This is a genomic window from Acinetobacter sp. YH12094 (assembly GCF_013419295.1).
Classification (GTDB): Bacteria; Pseudomonadota; Gammaproteobacteria; order Pseudomonadales; family Moraxellaceae; genus Acinetobacter; species Acinetobacter amyesii.
Window position 1 is genome coordinate 1 of sequence record NZ_VPAK01000052.1, and the last position, 7,341, is coordinate 7,341.

The 7,341-nt window shown below is 39.0% G+C and carries 7 protein-coding genes, 1 pseudogene and 1 other annotated feature; of the genes and pseudogenes, 7 read left to right on the forward strand and 1 reads right to left on the reverse strand.

Translation table 11 applies throughout. From position 1 onward, the window contains the following. Positions 1–280: 280 nt before the first annotated feature. The gene (repM, locus tag FTU34_RS17145) at positions 281–1,219 is read right to left on the reverse strand and encodes a replication initiation protein RepM (protein ID WP_002046604.1); all 939 of its coding nucleotides are present in this window, start codon (positions 1,217–1,219) and stop codon (positions 281–283) included. 404 nt (positions 1,220–1,623) lie between these two features. Between repM and FTU34_RS17150 the strand changes: the two genes are divergently transcribed. From FTU34_RS17150 to cml, 7 genes and pseudogenes are all read left to right on the forward strand, one after another. Beyond that, positions 1,624–2,262 carry an AAA family ATPase gene (locus tag FTU34_RS17150; protein ID WP_000585007.1) on the forward strand — a complete coding sequence of 213 codons (639 nt, stop codon included), beginning with the start codon at positions 1,624–1,626 and terminating at the stop codon, positions 2,260–2,262. A gap of 2 nt (positions 2,263–2,264) precedes the next feature. Continuing rightward, positions 2,265–2,552, forward strand: a complete 288-nt coding sequence (locus FTU34_RS17155) for a hypothetical protein (RefSeq protein WP_000908082.1) — start codon at positions 2,265–2,267, stop codon at positions 2,550–2,552. A 523-nt stretch (positions 2,553–3,075) separates the two neighbouring features. Beyond that, the gene (locus tag FTU34_RS17995; protein WP_017400106.1) at positions 3,076–3,246 is read left to right on the forward strand and encodes a hypothetical protein; all 171 of its coding nucleotides are present in this window, start codon (positions 3,076–3,078) and stop codon (positions 3,244–3,246) included. Positions 3,247–3,684: 438 nt separating this feature from the next. Then, a complete protein-coding gene (locus tag FTU34_RS17165; protein WP_001067790.1) occupies positions 3,685–4,389 on the forward strand; it encodes an IS6-like element IS1008 family transposase in 705 nt (234 codons plus the stop codon). Positions 4,390–4,795: 406 nt separating this feature from the next. Then, positions 4,796–5,362 carry a recombinase family protein gene (locus tag FTU34_RS17170; protein ID WP_006581699.1) on the forward strand — a complete coding sequence of 189 codons (567 nt, stop codon included), beginning with the start codon at positions 4,796–4,798 and terminating at the stop codon, positions 5,360–5,362. A gap of 182 nt (positions 5,363–5,544) precedes the next feature. Beyond that, a pseudogene (locus FTU34_RS17175) lies at positions 5,545–6,334 on the forward strand (IS3 family transposase); the annotation flags it as partial. Further along, positions 5,834–5,950: a sequence feature (AL1L pseudoknot), on the forward strand. Its footprint overlaps the pseudogene before it by 117 nt. A 197-nt stretch (positions 6,335–6,531) precedes the next feature. Next, a partial coding sequence (cml, locus tag FTU34_RS17180) for a CmlA/FloR family chloramphenicol efflux MFS transporter (RefSeq protein ID WP_180012496.1) occupies positions 6,532–7,341 on the forward strand: 810 nt, incomplete at its 3' end.

Below are 7,341 nucleotides of genomic sequence, written 5' to 3' on the forward strand. Positions count from 1 at the left end.
TCCGTATAAGGCATAATCAATAACGACATCTCGGCTGATAATCAGCGCAGTAACTTTAGCCAATCTCGCTGCAATTTCCATGTCAGGAATTTGTCCACTTATTCCAATGATGATGAGAACTGCAGCAATAAATTATAAAGGCAGGATAGGTGGTTACTTAACCAGCATAAGTTATGTAACTTATGCTAATTCATATTAAAATCACATGAAAGCAATCTTAATTAAAAACTTAGTATGAGAGGGCGTGGTCTTTTGTTTAAAGTGACAATTAACTAAAGGGTTACTTCTTGTATTTAGGAGCATAACCAACTTCTAACAAATAAGAAAAATACTTTCTAACATTATCGCTATCAAGAAGATCACTTGATATCCTTTCCTGAAAGTCTTCTAGAGTCTCTCCACGATGTGCGAAATCATTACCAAATTTTGGATAGTTAGTAATATCACATAGCTTTTTAGCAAAGAATATACATTGCTTAGCTGTCAATTTATAAGTTGGCTCTAAAGGAGCACTTGTACTCGTTTTATTTTGTTCTTTTTCTTCAAACATGAAATGTAATTCTGAAATATTTCTTCCCTCCTTTTTTTGTATATAAGAAACAGTAATATCCGTAAATTTGTTAATTTGATTTAAAGCTACGGTAAGAACCCTTTTTTTAAAGTCTCCCATCTTTTTATATTCATCTTCTATCAATCCGAGTTTTGATCTAAGCTCATCTATAGAAATATATAACTTACCAGTTGATCTCCAACGTATGAGTAACTCATACAGGCGAATAGCATAAATGCTTGTAAGTGGTGAGATTTGTTTAAGTTCATATCTTGTGAACTTTTCTTCAAGTTTTACAAATAAGGGGATAATATCTGGTGCAAAAATTAGTTGGACGCATCCCTCTTCCTTAACATAACCAACTTTTGAAACCCACCTACTTTTGTATATTCCTATTTTTCCAGTTATAGGATCTACTGCTTTATAATTCAAATGCCGTTCAAAAAGATTATCACATGCAGATTGTAACGCTTCATAAGATGCTTGACGTCCTAAATTAAACTGTTTCATGTATTCAGAAGCATGAATCGTAAGTATAGTATCAGAAGTAAGTTCTTTCTCAATTTCTCGAGCAGCAATGATCGCAATTAATATTAGCCTTTGCTCAGATAGATTTAGTGAATACGATGCTTCAACCAAATTATTATCTTTATATACTATGTTACTCATAGGAAGATATATTAAGGAAAATGTTATAAATAGATATATTGACAATACTACTTAACGTCCACAAATGAAAGTATTTTTAATAAAAGAATTTGTCAACTTATGCACAGAATTTGTCAACTTAGAAACAGGAAAAAGTCAACTTATTGGTAGGAATATGTCAACTCAGAAACAGGAAAAAGTCAACTTATTGGTAGGAATTTGTCAACATATACTTCCTGTATCCCTTTGCTAGTCAAGCTTTGAGCAGAGATATAAATAATAAATTTAAATAAATATATATAAATTCAAAAAGACCATTCTTTTGTGGATAACTTTTTTTTTAATTTTTTTTTTCATGATAGTTGATTACTTCATAAATCACCGTTAAATTATACACAAACAAACTTACGTAACTTACATAAATTATGATTATCTTAGTTGGTGGTGAAAAAGGCGGTGCTGGTAAAAGCTGTTTAGCTCAAAATCTTGCAGTTTACTTACAACAAAGTCAAAGAGACGTCCTCTTATTAGATGCTGACCCTCAAGGAACAACAACAGATTGGGTCAAAGAAAGAGATGAAAACGATGAATTAAATAATATTCCATCAGTACAAGCATCAGGGAATATACGTTCAGTTTTAAAAGATTTAGATAAAAGATACCAAGATATTATCATTGATGCAGGTGGACAGGATTCTGAAGCATTACGTTCAGCAATGACTATAGCTACACATATGTTATTGCCGTTTAGACCCAAACGAAGAGATCTAAAAACTTTAGATCATATGGAACAAGTTTTAAAATTAGCAAAGACAGTAAATCCAAATCTGAAAGCTAGAGCAATTATTACTCAGTGTCCAACTCTTCCTTCTCAAGTTCAAAGAATTTTAGATGCAAAAGAGGCATGCAAATCATTTGGTATTGATGCATTGAATTCAATCACAACAAATCGAAATGTTTATGATGATGCAGATGAAAATGGGCTTTCGGTTTTTGAAGTAAATAGTGATCCTAAAGCGAAAGCTGAAATTGAAAGTATTGCAAGAGAGTTTTTAGGAGTATAACTATGGCTGGTTTAACTGGGCTAAACAAAAAACCTGAACCTACTGAACAAGATAAAATGTTAGATGCATTTATATCTGGTGCAGAAAAGAGGGTAAAGGCTTTAGAATCAAGTGAAAAAAAATTTATTCGTTACACTTTTTCTCTCAATGAAGATATTAGTAAACTAATTGATGAGCTGGTTGTAAAAGGGCAAAATGCAAGAATAAATCGTTCAAGTATTGTTCGAGCAGCTATAGAAAATTTATCGACATATAGTGCAGATGAATTAAAAGAAATATTAAATAAATAAATTAAAAATATCCCACTTTTTTAAGGGGGATATTTTTTATCCAAGTTAAATTTACTGTAAGTCCCCGGTGAACCCTATAGATATTTTTAAATTCAGCTCAGGCTCTAGCAGTGTGGTGGTAATTTATCTATTTGAGTTATTTTATATGAAGGCGTCCTTTTCTGCACAGACACGGATCTAGGCTATTCAGCTTGGCTGACTGAATTGATGTCATGATGTTTGATGCACATTGTCAAATTCTTTATCAAGCGAAACTCTGAATCAATGCTTGTAATTGTTTCACTATGATGAGTTTGAGTCCAGTGAAATGTTGCTTGTTCCAACCGTAGAGCTTTGAATACCCAGTCCATCATATATCAACACTTTCATACAATGACCACGCTTATTCCAAAACAAGATAACCTCAATGTTGCGATTTGACATGGTCAAAGGCTTTTAGGACATGAGAAAGAGCAGTATAAGTAACTGCTCGCATATCCATGGGCTGAGTAGAAAGCCAGATTTCATCAATGTGAATCTTATTGTGAGCACCTTGGGGAATTCTGCCAAAGCGATTGCTCCTGATACCTTCCGTTTCAGCCCAATCGCTATGTTCGCATCAGGCGTCGTTATTGATTATGCCTTATACGGAACTCCAGAATTAGCCCTCGTTGCGAACAACAAAGCAGAAATCCTGCAGTTCCGCGGACGCTGATAAGTAGACAGATTCCTGACACGGAATACTATAACTTACATCACTTAAATAGGATGCATAAGTTATGCAAGTTACGCCACTTAAATAAGTTAAGGCGCTAAAGCGATAAAAGCTACATGATGGCCAGTACTGAGCACTGGCGATCTAAGTCAATGCTGCAGTTCTCATCATCATTGGAATAAGTGGACAAATTCCTGACATGGAAATTGCAGCGAGATTGGCTAAAGTTACTGCGCTGATTATCAGCCGAGATAAAGTAATGTGAACGGGTAGTATTGCTGTAATGGATGGATTAAACGTTGCAGGGTAAGGCAATGTAATAAATGTGGGCTTTGGTGGTGCAGAGCTTGTTCTCCATCCAAAAGGCGAATATATGGCACTGTTGCAAATAGGCTGACATGATAAGCTAAATATCTTATTTATTTCGAGATACAGCAGATGAATCCCTTCCATGGTCGGCACTTTCAAGGTGAAATCATTCTTTGGGCTGTTCGTTGGTATTGTAAATATGGCATCAGCTATCGTGAACTTCAAGAAATGCTCGCTGAACGGGGTGTGAATGTTGACCACACCACAATTTATCGTTGGGTTCAGCGTTATGCTCCAGAAATGGAAAAACGCTTACGCTGGTATTGGCGTAATCCTACAGATTTACATTCATGGCATATGGATGAGACTTATATCAAAGTGAAGGGGCGATGGACTTACCTGTATCGTGCAGTTGATCAACGTGGTCATACGATTGACTTTTACCTTTCCGCTAGACGGAACAGTAAATCAGCCTATTGTTTTTTAGGAAAAATCTTCAATACGGTGAAAAAATGGCAAATTCCACGGGTCATCAATACAGATAAAGCAGCGACCTATGGCCATGCTTTATCACGGTTAAAGCGAGAAGGAAAATGTCCAGTAGATATTGAGCACAGGCAGATTAAGTATAAAAATAATGTCATTGAATGTGATCATGGTAAGTTAAAGCGGATCATCAGGGCCACATTAGGATTCAAATCTATGAAGACGGCTTATGCCACAATTAAAGGTATTGAAGTCATGCGTGCACTACGTAAAGGACAAGCATCGTCATTTTATTATGGTCAGCCTCAAGGTGAAGTGTGTCTAATCAACAGGGTTTTCGGTCTCTAAGCACTTTTAAAAAGGAACTTCATCGACTCAAATCTCTATTTGCAACAGTGCCCAAAATCCTCATGTATGAAACCTAAGAAGTTCCACATTTTTCTGGGTATACAAGCCTAAATTTTATGGAAAGAATTCATATGCTGCTCCTTTAGCTAAAAGAGTATTCAGCTTACGATTCGTGGTTATTTTCAACAGTGCCTTCTGGTAAGGGTCGGCACCTGCACATCAAAAAAATCTCCCCCCAGAGTACGGCTGTTTCTATCGGGGGTAGAATATTCATTCTGTTACTTTAGACTATAGCCTAACGGAACAAAATAAAGTCTTAAAAAGCAACTCAAAAACCGTATTTATAGACTTAATATTTAATTTCGGTACAATATGTATTTAATTATCTAAACTCTAACGGTACAGAATGCCTAATCAGGTCGGATATATTCGAGTCAGTTCAACTGAACAAAATACTGAACGTCAATTAGATGGAATCAGCCTGGATAAGACCTTTACTGAAAAGGCAAGCGGTGGTAGCCGTGAACGTCCTCAGTTAAATGCAATGCTCGACTATCTGCGTGAAGGTGATACGGTGCATGTTCATAGTATTGATCGTCTGGCACGTAATACAAATGATCTGAACGAAATTGTGAATAGTCTGAATGATCGTGGTATAACCATTATTTTTCATAAAGAGAATTTGACCTTCAGTCATGATGTAGCACAATCGGCAATAAATAAACTCATGTTTCAGATGCTTGCTGCATTTGCAGAGTTTGAACGCTCCATGATCCGTGAGCGTCAAAAGGAAGGAATTGCAAAAGCCAAAGCGAAGGGCTTATATAAGGGAAGAAAGCGGAAGGTTGACTATGTTGAAATACGAAAAGCAATGGCTGAAGAAAATTCAACATTTAGAGGTGTTGCAGAAAAGTTTAAAGTAGGGATAGCAACAGTACAAAGAGCTTTAAAAGAAGAAACTAATAATCAATAAGGTTGATTAATGAAGACGCTTAGATATTCAAATTTAGAAAAGATCATGACCATTTATACTGAAATTTCTACTTATATTACATTTCATAATGCGACTGGTTTAACAGATATAAATAAATCAATGGAAGATTTTTGAACCGTACCGGGTTTGTCGGAGACCAAGCTTTCTGAGAGAATGTCCCGATGAAAAAAGTAAAATATACCCCTGAAATCAGAGAAAGAGCGGTTCAATTATTGATTGAATCCGAGAAAGATTATCCATCGAATTGGGCTGCGATCACCGCTATTGCTCCCTGAGCAGTATACTGCGCAAGGGTTGTACTCCTGAAACACTACGTGTTTGGTATCAAAAATATTTAGATAAACAAAATCCAGTTAAAGTACAGCAGCTTTCAGACCAAGAACGTATCAAACAACTCGAACGCGAAAATAAAGAACTGCAACGCGCCAATGAAATTCTACGTAAAGCAGCCGCTTTTTTCGCCCAGGCGGAGCTCGACCGCCCACACAAATAATGGTGGATTTTATCCATAATAATAAAGAGCTGTACGGAGTCGAGGCGATTTGTAGAATTTTACCGATCGCACCTTCAACCTATTACCGGACTCTAGATCTCTGTGAAAATCCAGAACATCGAGCAAAGCGAGATTTACATGACTTGCATCATGCTGAGGAGATTAAACGAATTTGGAAGGAAAGTTCAGGTCGGTATGGTGTACGTAAAGTCTGGCAAAAACTGAAACGTGAAGGCTATATTATTGCGCGCTGTACTGTTGCTCGATTAATGCAAAAGCTAGGTATAAAAGGTGTTTGGCGTGGTAAGAACAAACAAACCACCCGTAGCCGAGATGATCAAAAACGAGCGGATGACTTGGTAAAACGTAATTTTACTGCTGATCATCCTGACCAACTGTGGGTGAGTGACTTTACGTATATTCAAACAAATTCAGGCTGGGTTTATACTGCATTATTGCGAAGCAAAAGATAATCGGATAAAATGTAGCAATTCATATTCGTAAGCGTGGAGTAATCAGATGGGAAATTCCAAGTCAGCAGACAAGTAAGCCGCAACAACCAGTATTGTTGTTGCGGCGCTCTGTAAGGCTAGTCTCATCTGATTGCTGACGAGCAGACGTCGCCCGGTATTCCTTAATCGAGGGTTGATTCGTCATGACCACCACACGCCCCGCGTGGGCCTATACGCTGCCGGCAGCACTGCTGCTGATGGCTCCTTTCGACATCCTCGCTTCACTGGCGATGGATATTTATCTCCCTGTCGTTCCAGCGATGCCCGGCATCCTGAACACGACGCCCGCTATGATCCAACTCACGTTGAGCCTCTATATGGTGATGCTCGGCGTGGGCCAGGTGATTTTTGGTCCGCTCTCAGACAGAATCGGGCGACGGCCAATTCTACTTGCGGGCGCAACGGCTTTCGTCATTGCGTCTCTGGGAGCAGCTTGGTCTTCAACTGCACCGGCCTTTGTCGCTTTCCGTCTACTTCAAGCAGTGGGCGCGTCGGCCATGCTGGTGGCGACGTTCGCGACGGTTCGCGACGTTTATGCCAACCGTCCTGAGGGTGTCGTCATCTACGGCCTTTTCAGTTCGATGCTGGCGTTCGTGCCTGCGCTCGGCCCTATCGCCGGAGTATTGATCGGCGAGTTCTTGGGATGGCAGGCGATATTCATTACTTTGGCTATACTGGCGATGCTCGCACTCCTAAATGCGGGTTTCAGGTGGCACGAAACCCGCCCTCTGGATCAAGTCAAGACGCGCCGATCTGTCTTGCCGATCTTCGCGAGTCCGGCTTTTTGGGTTTACACTGTCGGCTTTAGCGCCGGTATGGGCACCTACTTCGTCTTCTTCTCGACGGCTCCCCGTGTGCTCATAGGCCAAGCGGAATATTCCGAGATCGGATTCAGCTTTGCCTTCGCCACTGTCGCGCTTGTAATGATCGTGACAACCCGTTTCGCGAAGTCC